General features: G+C 49.6%; 1 pseudogene. It reads left to right on the top strand.

The features are described from left to right. Positions 1–242 (top strand): annotated as a pseudogene (locus tag AAEY75_RS16750) (LPS export ABC transporter permease LptF); the annotation flags it as partial.

Raw genomic sequence — 242 nt, 5'->3', positions numbered from 1 at the left:
CCGTTATGAAGTCGGGGCTGGTAGCTTGAAATACAATCAAGTAGGTTTTGATCGTTATCGCATCACCTTGACGGAGTCGTCGAAAGAAGTCATAACCGAAGACAATATCGAGACGCAGGCGATTGGACCGTTATGGCAAGCGGCAACAGGCAATGCGCAAGTGGGCAGTAATAATGCCATGCGTGCGGCCCAAGGCGAGCTTGGTTATCGTTTATCATTACCATGGCTGATGATTATCGCGC

This window comes from Psychrobacter sp. TB55-MNA-CIBAN-0194 (assembly GCF_040309505.1).
Taxonomy (GTDB): domain Bacteria; phylum Pseudomonadota; class Gammaproteobacteria; order Pseudomonadales; family Moraxellaceae; genus Psychrobacter; species Psychrobacter fozii.
This window is presented reverse-complemented; position numbering and strand designations above follow the sequence as displayed.